The sequence below is a fragment of the Kushneria indalinina DSM 14324 genome (assembly GCF_003385845.1).
In the GTDB taxonomy this organism is placed as follows: Bacteria; Pseudomonadota; Gammaproteobacteria; order Pseudomonadales; family Halomonadaceae; genus Kushneria; species Kushneria indalinina.
On sequence record NZ_QRDJ01000006.1, the window covers coordinates 334,929 to 350,140 of the forward strand.

Annotated in this window: 13 protein-coding genes; 12 read left to right on the forward strand and 1 reads right to left on the reverse strand. The window is 60.5% G+C overall.

Going from position 1 to position 15,212, the window contains the following annotated elements; genetic code table 11:
- Positions 1-28 precede the first annotated feature (28 nt).
- From rnr to hemH, 12 genes are all read left to right on the forward strand, one after another.
- On the forward strand, positions 29-2,659 hold the full coding sequence (rnr, locus tag C8D72_RS01590) for a ribonuclease R (protein WP_115852662.1): 2,631 nt from the start codon (positions 29-31) through the stop codon (positions 2,657-2,659).
- Entirely contained in the window at positions 2,656-3,519 is an 864-nt protein-coding gene (rlmB, locus tag C8D72_RS01595; RefSeq protein WP_115852663.1) for a 23S rRNA (guanosine(2251)-2'-O)-methyltransferase RlmB, read from the forward strand. Before rnr ends, rlmB begins: the two co-directional genes overlap by 4 nt.
- A 201-nt stretch (positions 3,520-3,720) precedes the next feature.
- Entirely contained in the window at positions 3,721-4,155 is a 435-nt protein-coding gene (gene rpsF, locus C8D72_RS01600; protein WP_115852664.1) for a 30S ribosomal protein S6, read from the forward strand.
- Positions 4,156-4,196: 41 nt separating this feature from the next.
- A complete protein-coding gene (gene rpsR, locus C8D72_RS01605) occupies positions 4,197-4,424 on the forward strand; it encodes a 30S ribosomal protein S18 (protein WP_086622313.1) in 228 nt (75 codons plus the stop codon).
- Between the two features lie 12 nt (positions 4,425-4,436).
- Positions 4,437-5,288, forward strand: coding sequence for a hypothetical protein (locus tag C8D72_RS01610; RefSeq protein WP_115852665.1), 852 nt, complete (start codon positions 4,437-4,439; stop codon positions 5,286-5,288).
- Positions 5,289-5,300: 12 nt separating this feature from the next.
- Complete coding sequence (rplI, locus tag C8D72_RS01615) at positions 5,301-5,747, forward strand: 50S ribosomal protein L9 (protein ID WP_115852666.1); 447 nt, start codon at positions 5,301-5,303, stop codon at positions 5,745-5,747.
- Positions 5,748-5,928: 181 nt separating this feature from the next.
- On the forward strand, positions 5,929-7,314 hold the full coding sequence (dnaB, locus tag C8D72_RS01620; protein WP_115852667.1) for a replicative DNA helicase: 1,386 nt from the start codon (positions 5,929-5,931) through the stop codon (positions 7,312-7,314).
- Positions 7,315-7,400: 86 nt separating this feature from the next.
- On the forward strand, positions 7,401-7,697 hold the full coding sequence (locus C8D72_RS01625) for a hypothetical protein (RefSeq protein WP_086622317.1): 297 nt from the start codon (positions 7,401-7,403) through the stop codon (positions 7,695-7,697).
- A gap of 248 nt (positions 7,698-7,945) precedes the next feature.
- Positions 7,946-11,878, forward strand: a complete 3,933-nt coding sequence (locus tag C8D72_RS01630; RefSeq protein ID WP_115852668.1) for a non-ribosomal peptide synthetase — start codon at positions 7,946-7,948, stop codon at positions 11,876-11,878.
- Positions 11,875-12,807: an HAD family hydrolase gene (locus C8D72_RS01635; RefSeq protein ID WP_115852669.1), complete on the forward strand. Its 933-nt coding sequence runs from the start codon at positions 11,875-11,877 to the stop codon at positions 12,805-12,807. The genes C8D72_RS01630 and C8D72_RS01635 overlap by 4 nt, the downstream gene beginning before the upstream one ends.
- A gap of 148 nt (positions 12,808-12,955) precedes the next feature.
- Positions 12,956-13,258, forward strand: a complete 303-nt coding sequence (locus C8D72_RS01640; RefSeq protein WP_147301488.1) for a hypothetical protein — start codon at positions 12,956-12,958, stop codon at positions 13,256-13,258.
- 509 nt (positions 13,259-13,767) lie between these two features.
- The gene (hemH, locus tag C8D72_RS01645) at positions 13,768-14,757 is read left to right on the forward strand and encodes a ferrochelatase (RefSeq protein WP_115852671.1); all 990 of its coding nucleotides are present in this window, start codon (positions 13,768-13,770) and stop codon (positions 14,755-14,757) included.
- A gap of 20 nt (positions 14,758-14,777) precedes the next feature.
- Here the strand turns inward: hemH and C8D72_RS01650 are convergent, their stop codons facing one another.
- Complete coding sequence (locus C8D72_RS01650) at positions 14,778-15,203, reverse strand: Na+/H+ antiporter subunit G (RefSeq protein WP_115852672.1); 426 nt, start codon at positions 15,201-15,203, stop codon at positions 14,778-14,780.
- Positions 15,204-15,212: the final 9 nt, after the last annotated feature.

Sequence of the window (15,212 nt, forward strand, 5' to 3'; positions counted from 1 at the left end):
CAAGACAACCATTTCAGGGAAGCAATCTATGAGTCAATGGACGCCCGCCGACGATCCGCAGGCGGAACGTGAGGCCAGTCAATATGACAACCCGGTCCCCAGTCGTGAATACCTGCTGCAGATTCTGACCGAGCACGGCAAGCCCATCACCCATGAAGAAGTCAGCCAGCGGCTGGGCATCGAGGATGAGGATCGCCTGGAGGCTGTCCGCCGACGCCTGTCTGCCATGGAGCGTGACGGGCAGATTCTGCGCCACAAAAGCGGCGCTTTCGAAATCATTGATCCTGACCTGCTGCTGGATGGCCGCGTCGTAGGCCACCGCGACGGCATCGGCTTTTTTGTGCGCGATGACAAGCAAAAGCCGGATCTGGTCATTCCGCCTCGCCAGATGCGGCGCCTTTTTGACGGCGACCGGGTGCGGGTGCGTGTCAGCGGCAAGGACCGACGTGGCAGGGAAGAGGCCAGCGTCAACGAGATTTTGGAGCGCAACACGCCAAGTCTGATCGGGCTGTATCGCAAGCGTGGCAGCGACCTTGCCGTGGTGGTCCCCGAAAACAGCCGTATCGCCCATGAAGTCATCATCGAGGAAGGCTCGGCCAAGGGTGCCGAAGATGGCCAGGTGGTCGAAGTGCGCATTACCACGCAGCCCGGTCTGCGCCAGCAGCCCATTGGCGAAGTGACCGAAGTGCTGGGCGAGCGCATGGACCCCGGCATGGAAATCGATATCGCCATTCGCGAACACGATATCCCCGCCCAGTTTCCCTCCGAGGTGCTGGATCAGATTCGCGACATGAGCGAGGAGGTACGCGATGACGACAAGCGTCATCGCGTTGACCTGCGTGACTGGCCACTGGTCACCATCGACGGTGAAGACGCCAAGGACTTTGACGACGCCGTTTATGCCTGGAAGACCAAATCCGGCGGCTGGAAGCTGATCGTTGCCATCGCCGACGTCTCGCATTATGTCGAGGTCGATTCACCGCTGGATCATGAGGCCTGGCAGCGCGGCAATTCGGTCTATTTTCCCGGGCAGGTCGTGCCCATGCTGCCGGAGCTTTTGTCCAACGGGCTGTGCTCGATCAACCCGGATGTCGACAGGCTCTGCATGGTCTGCGAGATGAATATTTCGCAGCGCGGCGAGATCAGCCGTTACAAGTTCTATGAAGGCGTGATGCGCTCGCATGCACGGCTGACCTACAACAAGGTCGGCACCATGCTGGAAGATGCCGACAGCGAGGAAGGCCAGGCACTGCGAGGCGAGTACGCGCACGTGATCAAGCCGCTGGAGGCGCTGCATGGGCTTTACAGGACACTGCGTGAAGCGCGGACCGTCCGCGGGGCCATCGACTTTGAGACGACAGAGACGCAGATCGTTTTCAACGAGCAGCGCAAGATCGATCGTATCGTGCCGCGTACTCGCAACGATGCCCACAAGCTGATCGAGGAGTGCATGCTGGCCGCCAACGTGGCGACCGCGCGCTTTCTGGAAAAGCACAAGTTGCCGGCACTCTATCGCGTTCACGCCTCACCCTCGGACGAAAAGCTGGCCACGCTGCGCGCCTTCCTCGGCGAGCTGGGCCTGACGCTGGGCGCCAGTGGCGAAAAGGGCAAGTCCACCCCGCAGGATTTCCAGAATCTGCGTGAGGTCATCAATGGCCGCCCGGACGCCGATATCATTCAGACGGTGATGCTGCGCAGCATGAATCAGGCCGTCTACTCGCCGCAAAATGACGGTCACTTCGGGCTGGCCTACGCCGCCTACGCTCACTTTACGTCGCCGATTCGACGCTATCCCGATCTGCTGGTGCATCGCGCCATCCGCTCGGTGATTCGCAGTCAGCGTGATTCGACCCACGTAGAGCGTGTGGAAGGGGCGGCCGACAATGAGCCGCAGCGCTGGTGCCCGTACAGCTTCGAGCAGATGGTGACCATGGGCGAGCATTGCTCGATGACCGAGCGGCGCGCCGATGAAGCCACGCGCGATGTCGAGGACTGGCTCAAGTGCGAATTCATGGCCGACAAGGTGGGGGATGTTTTCGAGGGCGCCATCGCCTCGGTAACCCAGTTTGGCCTGTTTGTGCGACTCAACGAGCACTTCGTCGAGGGGCTGGTGCATATCACCAACCTGCCTTCCGACTACTACCAGTTCGAAGCCGAGCGGCATCAACTCAAGGGCGATCGTACCGGCGTGACCTATCGCCTGGGCGATGGTGTCACTGTTCAGGTGGCACGCGTTGACCTTGATGATCGCAAGATTGATTTCATGCTGACCGATGCCAAACCCCAGTCGCGGCGTCGCATAAGAAAGCCGGGTAGTGACGCAGCCACCGGTGACAGTGAAGCACCTGCCGAAGCAGAAGCGCCGAGCAAAAAGCGTCGCAAGTCCCGTCCGGGCAAGAAGGAGCGTCTGCGTCGTCGTGAAGAAAAAGGGGCTGAAAGCGGCGCGACAAAGGCAACCGATACCTTAAGGGCTGAAGAAGACGCGGCGGCGCGCAAGCCTCGCAAGCGCAGCGACAAGTCAGCCAGCGCCGAAGGCGGCAAGTCCGACAAGCGCAAGAGTGGCGCCGCCAAAGGCAAGGGCAGCGCCGAAAAGGGCAAAAGCAAAAACGGTGGCGAGAAGGGCAAGCGTGATGCTGAAAAGGGTCGCCAGAAGTCATGAAGGACGATCATCAGCGCGGCGGCAAACAGGGCGCCAGCAAATCCCGGGATTCCCGACGACACGGTGAGTCGGGTCGCGGCAAGCGCCGAGGCGTTTCGGGTGCGAAGGCTGCAACCCCTCGCGGTCTGGATGCCGTTCATGGCGTCCACGCCGTTGAAACCTTGCTGGCACGCCAGCAGGCGCCGACAGAGCTCTGGATACAGGAAGGCCAGGCAGAAAAGCGTCTGGCCGATATTCAGCAGCAGGCAACTGAGCTGGGCGCGCGCCTTGTGCTTCAGCCCCGCGAGGTGCTTGATCAGGTTGCCGAAGGCGCGCATCAGGGCGTTATCGCCTTTTGTGAGCCGTTGGTGGCCGACAATGAAGCCTCCCTTTTCTGGCAGCTCGAGGCCCGAACCGATCAGGCGCCGCTGCTGCTGGTGCTCGACGGGGTGACCGATGTGCACAATTTTGGCGCCTGTCTGCGCTCGGCCGATGCGGCCGGCGTGATCGGCGTCATGGTCGCCAGGGACCGCTCGGCGCCGCTCAACGCCACGGTGCGCAAAATCTCCTGCGGCGGTGCGGAAAGCGTACCGGTCTATCAGGTCACCAACCTGGCAAGGGCTCTGGCAAAGCTCAAGGACGTCGGCATGCAGGTGCTGGGCGCCGCGGGGGAGGCCGAGGCCTTCGTTCACGATGTCGATATGCGTGGGCCTACCGCGCTGGTCATGGGCGCCGAAGGCAAGGGGCTGCGGCGTCTGACGCGTGAGCACTGTGATCAGCTGGTCAAGCTGCCCATGGCCGGCCAGGTGTCGAGTCTCAATGTGTCGGTGGCCACCGGCATCTGTCTGTTTGAAGCGGTGCGTCAGCGACGCATGACCTGATCCTTTTGCTTGCAAGCGGCGGGCCATCTCCCTACAATTGTGCGGTTTCGCGGCGGCCATGGCCGCCGAATGCATTTGCACGATATCGAGGCGATAGCTTCAATCCTGCCCTTGTAACGAAAAATACCCTTCTATCAACTCCTTGCTTCCCATGGTGGCGATTGCTGTCATCGAGAAGCTGTCAAACCGAAAGGAGACACCATGCGTCATTACGAAATCGTGGTCATGGTCCACCCGGACCAGAGCGAGCAGGTGCCTGCCATGATCGAGCGCTATACAGGGCTCGTGACTGAAAACGGCGGCACGGTTCATCGTCTTGAAGACTGGGGCCGCCGTCATCTGGCCTACCCGATCAACAAGATCCACAAGGCTCACTACGTTCTGATGAACGTTGAATGCAGCGGCGAAACGCTGGCTGAACTGGAAAACATCTTCCGTTTCAACGATGCCATCATTCGCAACATGGTCGTGCGTTGCACTGAAGCCGTCACCGAAGCATCGCCGATGATGAAAGCGGCTGATGAAAAGGGACGCCGTCGTGAACGCTCCGATGACGATCGCCCGCGCGACCGTTCTGATTCTGATGACGATCGCCCGCGCGAACGCTCTGATGAGTCGACCGAAGCTGCCTCCTGAGCTGATGCTCTGGCCTGAATCCACCCATTGGAGAGACTGACATGGCCCGTTTTTTCCGTCGTCGCAAGTTTTGCCGCTTCACCGCTGAAGGCGTGAAGTACATTGATTACAAGGACCTCGACACGCTGAAGGCCTACGTGACCGAGACCGGCAAGATCGTTCCGAGCCGCATCACCGGTACACGTGCACGCTATCAGCGTCAGCTGGCTACCGCGATCAAGCGCGCTCGCTATCTGGCCCTGCTGCCCTATACCGACAGCCACCAGTAAGCTGCCTACGTCATGCAGGGTTTCGCTCGCTGGGTAATGCAGAGTACGCCGCGCGCGATTGGCGTGGCGCTGCTGGGCTCACTGGTTCCATGGCTTTTCTGGCTGTCGGCTGCCATCAGCGCGCTGGTGACGCTTCGCCGCGGCCTTGGGCCGGCATCACCGGTCGTACTGGCAGCAGCGCTGCCGGCAGGCTGGTGGTGGGTGCAGGGGGATGCCATTCCGCTGGCCACCGTTCTGCTGGTCACGGCCATGGCCATTATTCTGCGAGAGCGTTTTCGCTGGGGTGAAACCCTGCTGGCAGGGGCCGTCGTGGTGGCCGTGTTGATCCAGATCGGGATCTTCGCGCCCCCTGATGCCACGCAGCTGATTGAGGAAGTCCGCACCCAGGCACCGGAAATCGACGAGCTGCTTCGGCAGTACTCAAGCCAAGGGGTGCCGGTTGAAAGACTGGCGCTGTTGATGATCTCGGCCGTGACCGGCCTGATGATCATGCTGGCTGCGACTGCCTGCCTTGCGCTGGCGCGCAGCTGGCAGGCAGTTTTGTACAACCCTGGCGGTTTCCGTGAAGAGTTCCATGGCTTTCGTCTGTCGAAGCTGGAACTTGCCGGCGTGGTCCTGATGACCGCGGTTGGTGTTCTGGGGGCGTTCCCTGGTGCCGTGTTGATGGCCTGGGTACCTCTTCTGGTGGCGGGCATTGCCCTGGTGCACGGTGTGGTAGGTGTAAAGTCCATGAGAGGGTTTTGGCTGGTCGGCTTTTATGCATTGCTGCTGACCACCTGGCCCACGTTAGTGATAGTGCTGCTGCTGGCGCTGATAGATACTTTTGCGGATTTCCGCACGCGTCTGATCGGCAGTCAACGTTAAGAGGTCCACGAGATGGAAGTCATTCTGCTCGACAAGCTCGGCAAGCTGGGAGAACTGGGCGACCAGGTCAGCGTCAAGCCGGGTTACGGTCGTAACTACCTGGTGCCCTACGGCCTGGCCGTTCCGGCAACCAAAGCCAACGTCGATGCGTTCGAAACACGTCGCGCCGAACTCGAAGCCAACGCCGCAGAGCGTCAGGCCGAAGCCGAGCGTCGCGCCGAAGAGCTGTCCGAGATCGAGCTGTCGCTCGTCGCTCGCGCCGGCGAGGAAGGCAAGCTGTTCGGTTCCATCGGTCCGCGTGATCTGGCTGATGCCATCGCTCAGGCTGGTATCGATGTGGCACGCAGCGAAGTTCGCATGCCGACAGGTCCGATTCGCCAGACCGGCGAATACGACATCGAGCTGCGTCTGCACTCCGATGTTACCGCCAGCGTTCGCGTGGTCGTTGTTGCTGAATAAGCCATCGTGATGGCGCTGTGCATATCGATGATATGCCACGAGAAGGGGCACCTTGTGTGCCCCTTTTTTTAATGACTGCTCACGCACGGAAGAGATCATGACATGTTCTTCCTGCGGGCGTAGGCTATGATCCTGCGCTGAATCACTCTCCCTGGTAGTCGTAATATGGTTAATCGTCGTCATGAGTGAAGTGATCGAATTTGATCGGGAAACCGCTGCGCTCAAGGTGCCGCCACACTCGCTTGAAGCCGAGCAGTCCGTACTGGGCGGCCTGATGCTGGACAATCAGGCCTGGGACGAGATTGCCGACCGTCTGGTCAGCGATGACTTCTACCGTATCGAGCATCGTGATGTCTTCAAGGCCATGGGGCGTCTGGCCGAAGAGGGCAGGCCGCTGGATGTGGTGACGCTGTCGGAAGAGCTTGAGTCCCACGACCTGCTGGATCGTGTGGGTGGCCTTTCCTATCTGGCCGAGCTTGCCCGCAATACGCCCTCCGCGAGCAACATCCGCGCCTACGCCGATATCGTGCGCGAGCGTGCTGCGCTTCGGAAACTGATCACCGCCGCTAATCAGATCGCCGAAGGCGCCTTTAACCCTCAGGGGCGTTCGGCCGACGAGCTGGTCAATGAAGCCGAGCGACTGGTCTTTCAGATATCGGAATCGCGCCCCAAGAGCGGCGGTGCCATCGGCATGAGCGATCTGCTCAGCAAGGCGGTGGATCGCATCGATGAGCTTTTCAACCTCAAGGGGCAGATGACAGGGCTGTCGACCGGCTTTCGTGATCTGGATGACATGACGTCGGGGCTTCAGCCCTCCGATCTGGTGATCGTGGCGGGGCGCCCCTCGATGGGCAAGACCACCTTTGCGATGAATCTGGTCGAGCACGCCGTGGTCAGCAGCGACAAGGCGGTGGTGGTGTTTTCGATGGAGATGCCGGCCGAATCGCTGATGCTGCGCATGATCTCCTCGCTGGGACGCATCGACCAGACCCGGGTGCGTAATGGACAGCTCGAGGATGAAGACTGGCCACGGCTGACCTCGGCGGTCAATCTGCTCAAGGACAAGAAGCTTTACGTGGATGATACCGCCGCACTCTCGCCCAACGAGATGCGCTCGCGAAGCCGGCGTATTGCGCGGGACGCCGGCGGTATCGGCATGATCATGATCGACTACCTGCAGCTGATGCAGGTGCCGGGCATGTCGGAAAACCGTACTGCGGAAATTTCGGAAATTTCGCGCGCGCTCAAGGGGCTGGCCCGTGAGTTCAACTGCCCGGTCGTGGCGCTGTCGCAGCTTAACCGCTCGCTCGAGCAGCGCCCCAACAAGCGACCGGTCATGTCGGATCTGCGTGAATCCGGTGCCATCGAGCAGGACGCCGACGTCATTGCCTTCGTCTATCGTGACGAGGTCTATAACAAGGACAACCCTGACAACAAGGGATTGGCCGAGCTGATTATCGGCAAGCAGCGTAACGGGCCCATCGGCACCGTGCACATGGCCTTTATCGGCAAGTACACCCGGTTTGAGGATCTCGCACCGGGAAGTTACGGCCAGTACGAAGAGTAAACCGCACCCTGTGCGTGTTCTGATCATGATGATACGGCGCCCCGGGCGCCATTTCCCTTTTCCTGATAAGCCTGACAGGAGTCAACATGCCGGCTGGATACCGTCGCGGCGGACGTCGTCAACCCAAACTGGAAGCACGTGGCACGCTTGAAAGTGTCGAAACCGAAGGCCCCTTCAAGGAGTGGCTGGGGATGCCGGATCTTTACCGTCATACCCTGACCGTCAATGGCGAGGTCTATTCCTATCAGGTTGAAGAGGCCGAACTTGATGTCTCGATAGGCGATTACGTCGTGTTTCGCTACAAGGAAACCAAGGCGGGGCGCTGGATCGACCGGCGCTCACTGGGGGTTGCCATCGACCCGGCCACCTTCAACCGCGAGTAGGATCAGAGGCCGTTATCAGGCGCCGGGCGTATAACGAGCGGGATCGGATGGCAGCATCCGGTCCCGTTTTGCATGTGCCGGTGTCAGCGCGAAGAAATATCAGGTGCTTTATTTGAAATGAGAAGCATTATTATTTAAATTCAGATATCTATCCGTTCACGGCGCTTCGGTCATGAGAATGCTCTCTGTTGCCGACACGCTGTCATCAAGACCCGCAAAGGGGTGGTATTGCAGAAGATGGTGATCTCATGAGTCAGGCCGATTTTCTTCCCGTGAGTGGCGCGCAGGCCGGTATCTGGTACGGCCAGCAGAGCAGTGCCGTTCAGGGCGGATACTCCACTGCGCAGTGTCTTGAGTTCACGGGGGCCATCGATGCCGACCGGCTGGCACTGGCGGCATCAATGGCGGTGAGCGAAGCCGAGGGTCTGTTTGAAGGTTTTGTGGCCACCGACAGCGGCCCGGCAAGGGTCGCAGGCGGTGATGCCGAGCGAGCAGCCGTACCCGAGATCATCGATCTTCGCGATAACCACCAGGCCCGCGAGCTGGCCTGGCATCAGATGGCCGCTCGCCGCGAGGTGCCCTTTGCGCTGGAGCAGGGGCCGCTGTACCGGCAGGCCTTCTGGCGCCTGGCAGACGACCATGTGCTCTGGTGGCTCAACATGCACCATGTGGCGGCCGATGCCTGGGCCTATGGGCTGATTCAGCAGCGCGCCGCCGAGCACTATATCGCGCTTGGCAAGGGGGAGGACGCCAGGGCCGGCTGGTATGGCAATATCGATCGTGTCATCGAAGAAGAGCAGCGCTACCTGGCAAGCCAGGCGCTCGAGCAGGATCGTAACCACTGGCATGGCCTGTTTTCCGACGATCCCGAGCCTGTCTCACCGTCGGGACGGTTTGCCCCGGCGCAGCCCCACGCCCTGCGCTGCGAGATAACGCTGGATCGCCAGCACAGTCAGCAGTTCCATGCTCAGTGCAAGGCGCAGCAGCAGGGGCTTGCCGAAGCCATCCTGGCGGCCAGCGCGGCCTGGTATGCGCGCATGTGTCAGCGCAGTGATGTCACGCTCGGCGTGCCCATGATGGGGCGCATGCAGGGGGCCGCGCTGCGCACCCCCATGACGCAGGTTAATATGCTGCCGCTGCGCCTGCGTGATGATTTCAGCGCTACTCCCACCCAGTGGTGCCGGTCTGCGGCAGAGTCGCTGGGTTCACTGCGGCGTCATCAGCGCTATCGCCATGAGTGGCTGTTGCGCGACCTGGGGCGCCGCCCCGGCAGGCGCCCGCTTTTGGGCATGCACGTCAACGTTCTGCCGTTTGATTCAAGCGGCCAGTGGCCGAATAGCCGGGTGCACAAGCATCATCTGGTGGCCGGACCGGTCGATGATCTGGTCTTTTCGGTCTATCTGGGTGGCGACAGCGAGGCCATGCGTCTGGCACTCGATGGCAACCCGGCGCTGTATAGCGAGACCGAACTTGAGTGGCATCTCTCGCGGCTGGCGCAGTGGCTGGTGACCTTCACGGCCTCTCCGGACACCCCGGTGAGTGAGCTGATGCTGGCCACATCGGAGGATCGCCAGGCGTTGTCACGCTTCAACGCCACGGATCATCCGGTCGAAGAGACGCATATGGCGACGCTTTTCGAGCGCCAGGTGGATAAAACGCCTGCCGCGACGGCACTGGTAGCCGAAGGAGAGGTACTGGATTACCTGACGCTCGGGCGTGAAGTACAGGCGCTGGCTGACACCCTGATCGAGCAGGGCGTATGCCCGGGGGATAACGTGGGCGTGGCACTGCCGCGCTCGCTTGGCATGCAGGTGGCGCTGCTGGCCATCCATCATGTGGGAGCGGCCTGGCTGCCCCTGCCGCTGGAGTATCCTGACGCGCGTCTGGACGACATCGTCACACGCGCCGCGCCGCGTCTGATTCTGAGCGATAAGACGCAGCGTGAACGCTTCACGCGCGTACCGGTTCTGGATCTGTCCCTGAGACATGCTGCCAGCGGTCGGGCGTTGATATCCGGCAGCGCTGCGCAGCGTGATCCTGGCCTTGGCGCCTATATCCTGTTTACCTCCGGTTCGACCGGTAAGCCCAAGGGTGTTCTGGTCGAGCATCATGCCATCGTCAACCGCATTGTCTGGATGCAGGCGCGCTACACGCTGGGAGAGGGTGACCGGGTACTGCAGAAAACACCCAACGGCTTTGATGTGTCGGTATGGGAGTTTCTCTGGCCCATGATCAGCGGGGCAACGCTGGTCATGGCGCGCGAGGGTGGCCACCGGGATCCGCGCTATCTGATCGATACCATCATCAATGACGCCATTACCACGCTGCACTTTGTGCCCTCGATGCTCGATATCCTGCTGGATGAATTGAGCGACCGCGATATCGAGCGCCTGCACGCCCTGCGCCAGGTCTTTGTCAGCGGCGAGGCGCTCTCGCGTGATCTGGAACAACGCTTTCTGAGCCTTTTGCCCTGGGTGGCGCTGCATAATCTCTATGGCCCGACCGAGGCGGCAGTGGACGTCAGTGTTTGGCAGTGTGATGCCGGTGATACGGGCAGCAGCGTGCCCATCGGGGCGCCGATCTGGAACACGCATCTGCATGTACTTGATGCCGGTTTTCAGCCGGTACCGGTGGGCATGCCCGGTGAGCTTTATATTGCCGGGCGCAATCTGGCGCGGGGGTATCTGGGACAGCCTGAGCTGACCGCCGAGCGCTTTATCGACTGTCCGGCGCTGGAAGCTGACTCGAGGCTCTATCGCACCGGGGATCTGGCGCGCTGGCGCTTTGACGGCGCGCTCGAATATCTGGGACGCATCGATCATCAGGTCAAGCTGCGCGGCCAGCGCCTGGAGCTGGGAGAGATTGAAGCCGTCATGCTCTCGCATGATGAGGTGGCGCAGGCCGTGGTCAGCGTTCACGGCAGCGGCAGCAATGCCCGGCTGGTGGGTTATGTCGTGCCCCGCAACGCTCATGCCATGGCCGTGGATACGCTCAAGCGCCATCTGACCCGGACCCTGCCGGACTACATGGTGCCCGCCGTGATCATGGTGCTCGATGAATTGCCGTTGAGCACTAATGGCAAGCTGGATCGTCGTGCCCTGCCAACACCCGAGGCCGGTGAGGAGGGGATGGCACCTGCCACGCCCCGTCAGCAGATCATGGCCGATCTTTTTGCTGAAATGCTCGACCTTGAGCGTGTCGGCATTCGGGATAACTTTTTCGATCTGGGCGGCAATTCGCTGAATGCGCTGCAGCTGATGCGCCGGCTCAACGAGGCGCTGGGGACGAATTTCACCATTGCCGCGCTGTTTGAAGCCCCCACCATCGAGGCGCTCGATGCCCTTGATGTGCAGGGCGCCGCGGCCGGCGGGCTGGATGTGGTGCTGCCGCTGCGCGAAGCAGGCGAGGCGTCTCCCATCTTTTGCGTGCACCCTGCGGGCGGGCTGGCCTGGTGTTATGCTGGGCTGGCGCGCACACTGCCGTCCCGCTATTCCCTGTATGGCCTGCAGGCGCGCGGGCTGCTGCCGGAAAGCCGGCTGCCAGAGACCATGGAGGAGATGGCGCGTGACTACATCGCACAGATGCGTCGCCTCCAGCCTCATGGGCCCTATCATCTGCTGGGCTGGTCAGTTGGCGGCATGATCGCCCATACCATGGCGTCACTATTGGAAAACGAGGGCGAAGAGGTCGGCATGCTGGCGCTGCTGGATGCCTATCCGGCGGATCTCTGGCGTGACATGACGCCGCCGGACGAGGGTATGGCGCTCGAGGCTCTGCTGCGTATTGCAGGCCTTGCGGACATGGCGCTGGCGGAAGAGGGTGGATCGCGCCGGGCACAGGTCATTGCACTGCTCAAGCGTGAGGGCAGTGCCCTGGGGCAGCTGTCATCATCAACGCTGGACGCGCTGGTGGACGTGGTGATTAACAACAGCCGGCTGGTGCGTGAAACCCGTCATCCGGTGTATAGCGGCGACATGCACTTCTTTACGGCGGCTACGCCCCGCACGGAGAACTGGCTGGACCGGCGCGCCTGGCAGCCCTATGTGGGCGGGCGGATCCTCAATCTCGATCTGCCGGCCACCCACCCGGAACTCATGCACCAAAAACATCTGGCAACAATCGCGCAGCGTCTGATGAGCGTGCTCGAGTCGCAGCCCGTTTGTTTCGACACTGCGCCATGACGGCAAGCCAGCCTGAAACGCTCATCGCCGATATCCTCAAGCGCCGCTCTCTGGTGGGGCTCGGGGAGATTCACTGGTGTCCGCAGGTGATGGCGGCGATTACGACGCTGCTGGAAAGTCCGGCGCTTGAGGGAACATTTGACGATATCGTTGTCGAATTCGGGAGCGAGCGTCATCAGACATGGCTTGATCGCTACATCAGCGGTGAAGACATGGAGGAAGCGGGGCTGGACGCCGTCTGGCATGACACGCTCTATTTTCTGTTGTGGAGCCCGCCCGTCTATGCGGAGTTTTTCAGGCGTATCCGGGCCGTCAACCTGAAGCGTTCACCTGAGCGCCGCGTTCGCGTCGTGCTGGCCGAACCGAGCATTGACTGGGAAACGCTTGACGGTGAGACGTTTGCCCGCTGGCATGAGCAGCGCGAAAGGGCCTATGCTGAACGTATCGAGCAGGAGGTGCTTGGCTCCGGGCGTCGCGCCGTTCTGGTCTTCGGGCTGCGTCATTTGACGCATCATTCTCTGTCCGGTGCGCGATACATGCCGCTGGCGGAACGGCTGATTAAGCATTACCCAGGGATTATCGAGCTGATTCATCCCTATCATGCGGAAAAGGGCGTCTTTTCGAGCGATTACCTTTCGCAGGATGTACGTCATAATGGTCTGATGATCCCCGTCGCTTCCGAGTCCTCGGACGGCCCTGCCATGATCGACCATATCTGGTATCTCGGTGTGCTCAAGCGCCGGATCGTGCTGCCCGATGCGCTCTTTACCGATACGGCCTGGCTTGCCACGGTCGTGGCTCGATTGCAGCAACTTGGTGAAGAGCATCTCATGCGTGCCCGCAAGATGATGACCGCGCCGCAACAGGGCATTTTTGATGCCTGCCTGGCGCGTCACGAATGCAGCAGTCACCGTGATCCGAGACTGTAGTACCGAGACCTTAATACTGAATAAATGGTGCTGGCGCTGACACGGAATAGTCATCCGACACTGTTATTCTTTTAACAACTGATAGAAACGACATAGAGAGATCCATCGCCCAGAGCGCGATGAGAAGAGATAGCCCAGGGAGGGTTACATGGAATTACAGCAACTAAGACATGCCGCGTCACATCAACACGAGATGGAAGTACGCGTTGTACGCAATACGCTAAGCCACATTTACCAGATTGAGTGTGAAACGGGCGGTGGTCATCGACAAAAGCTCAGTCGCCGTGGCAAACCCTGCCTGTTTCGCTCGATCGATGAAGCCATCGATCAGCTGCTGGTGGCAGGCATCACCTATGCCTGGATCGTTCGTCAGAGTGAAGAAGATGGCAGTGATAGTTCACGCCGTCTGGTGCAGCTGGGCAATGTACCCGAGCTTGCCATTGCGATTTGATCCTCGCTGATTTGGCTGTTTTGACAGGGGCGTATGCCACTAAAAATACCAAAACATGATGCATTGCATTGATCATCCCGCGCCGGCTCTTGCCGGCGCTTTTTATGGCAGCCTGCCTCAGTCACCGCCTTTGTCGGCACGCAGCTCCCGGTATATCCCGCCCGATAAGCGCCTCGCTCATGGGAGGGCTCATGGTCAGGCTGATCCAGAAAGCGAAAGCCCTGTCCCCCGCAGTGCCTGGCGTTACATTTCCTCGACGTTTACCTCTTCTCAGCTTCCAGCAATGTCGTGACGGCATCCGAGGGTCCCTGTAACCACGGCAAGATCATTGGTCAATTTCTTCCCGGGATTACGCTTGAGGAGGGAGACGTTTACACTTCCTGCATGTAACAAATAGGGACATTTCATCAACGCTGTTCAGGCAGCGCTGATAGAATAATTTCATCAAAATCGTTCGTTTTTGAGGGTTCTTGTAATCAGGCCCTCTGTTCACAGCAAGGAGTATAGACATGGCGCAGGCCCCCTTTGGCGTATTGCTGGCCAATCTTGGCACCCCGGATGAACCGACCCCTGCTGCCGTGCGGCGCTATCTGGGCGAGTTCCTGTGGGACCGACGCGTCATCGACGTGTCCCGCCCGCTGTGGTGGTTCATTCTCAATGCCTTTGTATTGAGAACCCGCCCCAAGAGGGTAGCCGAGGCCTATGCCGGTGTATGGGAAGAGGAAGGTTCCCCGCTGCTGGCCATCGGCAAGCGCCAGCAGCGCGCGCTCAAGGCGCATCTGGATGCACAGTACGGCTGCGATATGCCGGTCGAACTCGGCATGACCTACGGCAAGCCCACCATGGAAAGTGCCGGCCTGGCCTTTCGCCGCGCTGGCATCAATCGCATTGTGGTGCTGCCGCTCTATCCGCAGTATTCACGTACCACCACGGCGGCCGTGTTTGACCGTCTTGCCGACGCACTCAAGCCGTGTCCGGATATTCCCGAGATGCACTTCATCCGCGACTACCATGACGACAGCGCCTATATTTCGGCGCTTGCCGGCAGCGTTCGTGAGCACTGGGCCACTCGTGGCAAGCAGAATCACCTGCTGATCTCCTGGCATGGCATTCCCAAGCGTTATGCCGAAGAAGGCGACCCGTACCCGAAGCACTGCCGGGCCACCAGTGAAGCCCTGGCCCGTGAACTCGGCCTTGCTGACAGTGAGTGGACCATGACCTTCCAGTCCCGTTTCGGGCGGGAAGAGTGGCTCAAGCCCTATACCGACGAGACGCTCAAGAACTGGGATGTAAAGACCACGCCCGGCATTGACGTTATCTGCCCGGGGTTTGCCGCCGACTGTCTGGAAACGCTGGAAGAGATTCAGGAAGAGAACCGCGAGTACTTCGTGGAAGCCGGCGGTCAGGATTACAGCTATGTGCCAGCGCTCAACGACCGTGAAAGTCACATTGAGGCGCTGGCAGGTCTGGTCGAGAGGAACACGCGCAACTGGCGCTGATTCGCCAGGCGGTCAGCGCTTCAGGGGCGCTGGCCGCTGCCGGGATCTTCCGGGTGCGGCGTATCCGGTTCCTGGGCCACATCCTCTTCACGAAGCTCGCTGGGGGCCCCGGTGGTTGAGGTGTCACTGGGCAGCTTCTGATGCAACGCCACCTTGGCCAGCAGATGCGCACTGATGGGGGCGGTGATCAGCAAAAAGATGGTGACCAGAAGCAGCTGAATGTGAAAGGTGCGCTCGATCAATACGAAATACAGCGTACAGGCGACCAGAATCAGCCCGACCCCCAGGGTCGTGGCCTTGGCCGGGCCATGCATGCGCAGATAAAAGTCGCGCAGATGCACCATCCCGAAAGAGCTGATGAAGGTAATCAGCGCGCCGGCTACCAGAAAGAAGGCCGTTAGCGCCTCAAGCGCCGTATCGAGCCATGCCTTGTCCAACCACGCCATGATGGCCTC

Excerpts from the sequence above, each read along its gene's own strand:
- dnaB (WP_115852667.1), top strand. The coding sequence starts at position 5,929 with ATGAGTGAAGTGATCGAATTTGATCGGGAAACCGCTGCGCTCAAGGTG.
- rlmB (WP_115852663.1), top strand. The coding sequence starts at position 2,656 with ATGAAGGACGATCATCAGCGCGGCGGCAAACAGGGCGCCAGCAAATCC.
- rpsF (WP_115852664.1), top strand. The coding sequence starts at position 3,721 with ATGCGTCATTACGAAATCGTGGTCATGGTCCACCCGGACCAGAGCGAG.
- C8D72_RS01650 (WP_115852672.1), bottom strand. The coding sequence starts at position 15,203 with ATGGCGTGGTTGGACAAGGCATGGCTCGATACGGCGCTTGAGGCGCTA.
- rplI (WP_115852666.1), top strand. The coding sequence starts at position 5,301 with ATGGAAGTCATTCTGCTCGACAAGCTCGGCAAGCTGGGAGAACTGGGC.
- rnr (WP_115852662.1), top strand. The coding sequence starts at position 29 with ATGAGTCAATGGACGCCCGCCGACGATCCGCAGGCGGAACGTGAGGCC.
- C8D72_RS01630 (WP_115852668.1), top strand. The coding sequence starts at position 7,946 with ATGAGTCAGGCCGATTTTCTTCCCGTGAGTGGCGCGCAGGCCGGTATC.
- C8D72_RS01610 (WP_115852665.1), top strand. The coding sequence starts at position 4,437 with ATGCAGGGTTTCGCTCGCTGGGTAATGCAGAGTACGCCGCGCGCGATT.
- hemH (WP_115852671.1), top strand. The coding sequence starts at position 13,768 with ATGGCGCAGGCCCCCTTTGGCGTATTGCTGGCCAATCTTGGCACCCCG.
- rpsR (WP_086622313.1), top strand. The coding sequence starts at position 4,197 with ATGGCCCGTTTTTTCCGTCGTCGCAAGTTTTGCCGCTTCACCGCTGAA.
- C8D72_RS01635 (WP_115852669.1), top strand. The coding sequence starts at position 11,875 with ATGACGGCAAGCCAGCCTGAAACGCTCATCGCCGATATCCTCAAGCGC.
- C8D72_RS01625 (WP_086622317.1), top strand. The coding sequence starts at position 7,401 with ATGCCGGCTGGATACCGTCGCGGCGGACGTCGTCAACCCAAACTGGAA.
- C8D72_RS01640 (WP_147301488.1), top strand. The coding sequence starts at position 12,956 with ATGGAATTACAGCAACTAAGACATGCCGCGTCACATCAACACGAGATG.